The sequence below is a fragment of the Longimicrobium sp. genome, from assembly GCF_036554565.1.
Classification (GTDB): domain Bacteria; phylum Gemmatimonadota; class Gemmatimonadetes; order Longimicrobiales; family Longimicrobiaceae; genus Longimicrobium.
This window is the reverse complement of record NZ_DATBNB010000165.1, coordinates 1-1,846: the sequence shown is the minus strand read 5'-3', so window position 1 is coordinate 1,846 and position 1,846 is coordinate 1. Positions and strand designations below refer to the sequence as shown.

Sequence of the window (1,846 nt, the reverse complement as noted above, 5' to 3'; positions counted from 1 at the left end):
TGCGCTGGCAGCACCCCGAGCGGGGCCTTGTGCCCCCCGCCGAGTTCATTCCCGTGGCCGAGGAAACGGGGCTGATCCTGCCCATCGGCGGCTGGGTGCTGGAGCAGGCGGCGGGGCAGCTTCGCGATTGGCAGGCGCGCTACCCGGCGCACTCCATCGCCATGGGCATCAACCTCTCCGTGCGGCAGTTCCGGCCGTCGCTGGTAGACCAGGTGCGCGCCGTCCTGGACCGCAGCGGGGTAGATGCCGCCGGGCTGAAGCTGGAGGTGACCGAGAGCGTGGTGATGGGCAACGCGCAGGACACCATCTCGGTGCTCCACGACCTCAAGGCGCTGGGCGTGAAGCTGCAGGTGGACGACTTCGGCACGGGCTACTCGTCGCTCTCGTACCTGCACCAGCTGCCGCTGGACATCCTGAAGATCGACCGCTCGTTCATCGTGGCGATGGCGCTCGGCAACAAGCACATGTCCATCGTGCGCGCCATCATCGCGCTGGCCAACACGCTCGGGCTGGAAACGACGGCCGAGGGGGTGGACGAGATCGCCCAGGCCCAGCAGCTGCGGGAAATGGGAGCCACCTACGGCCAGGGATACCTGTGGAGCCGTCCCGTGCCGGCGGATCAGGCAGAGGCGTTGATCACCCAGCCCCCGCGCCCCCGCTAGCGTTTCCCTCCCGCCCTACGAAACTCGAGCGCCACCCGCGGATGCTATCCGCGAGGTGGCGTGTTTAGTTTGTACACTTTCGCGGCGTTCCGCGTTATATTGAACGCAAGTGGATGGACGAACAGCACACACGCACGCGACCGTTTCCCCATGGCCGACAGCACGAAACCCAGCTTCCCCATCTCCGCCGGTACGCGGATGGAGCTCGCGCGCTTCTATCTGTTCAGCGTCTGCGTGGCCCTGGTGCCGATCCTGATCCGCTGCCTTCCATCGCCGACGGGCCAGCCGGCACGGACACTGGCCGAAGCGGTAGCTCACGGCGAACTGCTGCTGGTGGGGGTCGCCGCGGCGGCGACCGCGCTGGGCGGGATGCTCGGCATTCGAACACCCCACGATCTGCGGCACGTCGTGGCGGGCGGTTCGTGCATTCTGATCGTAATCGGCGCGTCTCTCTACTTTGCAGGGATCCCTACGAATAGCCCGATCAATTCGGGCGCCGTGTTGATGGTGTCAGTGCTCCTGTTCGGGTCTTCGATGGCCGTGAGCACCTACACGATTACTCTCAAAGAGGTACACGAATGAACATCCATATGTCGGCGCTTGTCTGGGGTCTGGTGACGGGCGCCCTGCTGATGGCGCAATTCGCCGTGTACCGGCGTCAGAACTACGCCGGGCGGCGGGGGCACGGACCTCGGGATCTACGTCCCGTGTTGGTGGCGGACGCATGGGCGCTCGGGTTTGCAATCCTGATCGCGATGATATTCCGCGAGGCGATGGTAACCGTGGCGCCTGGAAATCCGCGGTGGGTGGTTGAAGGATCGGGGTACCTCGTCGTGCTCCTGGTCGCTGTGGCGGTCGTGCTTGCGGTCGTCGACGGCCTGAGCGTCTGGCGCAGCTCCCGCGAAGAGTAGCGATCAGGCCGCGCCCGTGCCCTCGTCCAGCTGGCGGCCGCGCCACTCGGGGAGCAGGAGCGCGCCGATGATCGCGACGCCGAAGAACCCCGCGAAGGTGCCGAAGACGGCCCACGAGCCGCCCGCCGCCATCAGCTTCGGCACCGCCAGCGGCGCCAGGATGGAGGCGATCCGCCCGAACCCCGCCGCCCACCCGGCGCCCGTCGCCCGCAGGGTGGTGGGATACACCTCGGGCGTGGCGGCGTAGAGCGCGCCCCACGCGCCCAGGTTGAA

4 protein-coding genes are annotated in these 1,846 nt (G+C 67.3%); 3 read left to right on the top strand and 1 reads right to left on the bottom strand.

The genetic code is table 11. From position 1 onward, the window contains the following. The 3 genes from VIB55_RS04565 to VIB55_RS04555 form a co-directional block, all read left to right on the top strand. The coding region (locus tag VIB55_RS04565; protein ID WP_331875485.1) for an EAL domain-containing protein at positions 1 to 662 on the top strand (662 nt) is incomplete at its 5' end. 150 nt (positions 663 to 812) lie between these two features. Beyond that, complete coding sequence (locus VIB55_RS04560) at positions 813 to 1,244, top strand: hypothetical protein (RefSeq protein WP_331875484.1); 432 nt, start codon at positions 813 to 815, stop codon at positions 1,242 to 1,244. After that, complete coding sequence (locus VIB55_RS04555) at positions 1,241 to 1,573, top strand: hypothetical protein (RefSeq protein ID WP_331875483.1); 333 nt, start codon at positions 1,241 to 1,243, stop codon at positions 1,571 to 1,573. Before VIB55_RS04560 ends, VIB55_RS04555 begins: the two co-directional genes overlap by 4 nt. Positions 1,574 to 1,576: 3 nt before the next feature. Here the strand turns inward: VIB55_RS04555 and VIB55_RS04550 are convergent. Next, the coding region (locus VIB55_RS04550) for an MFS transporter (protein ID WP_331875482.1) at positions 1,577 to 1,846 on the bottom strand (270 nt) is incomplete at its 5' end.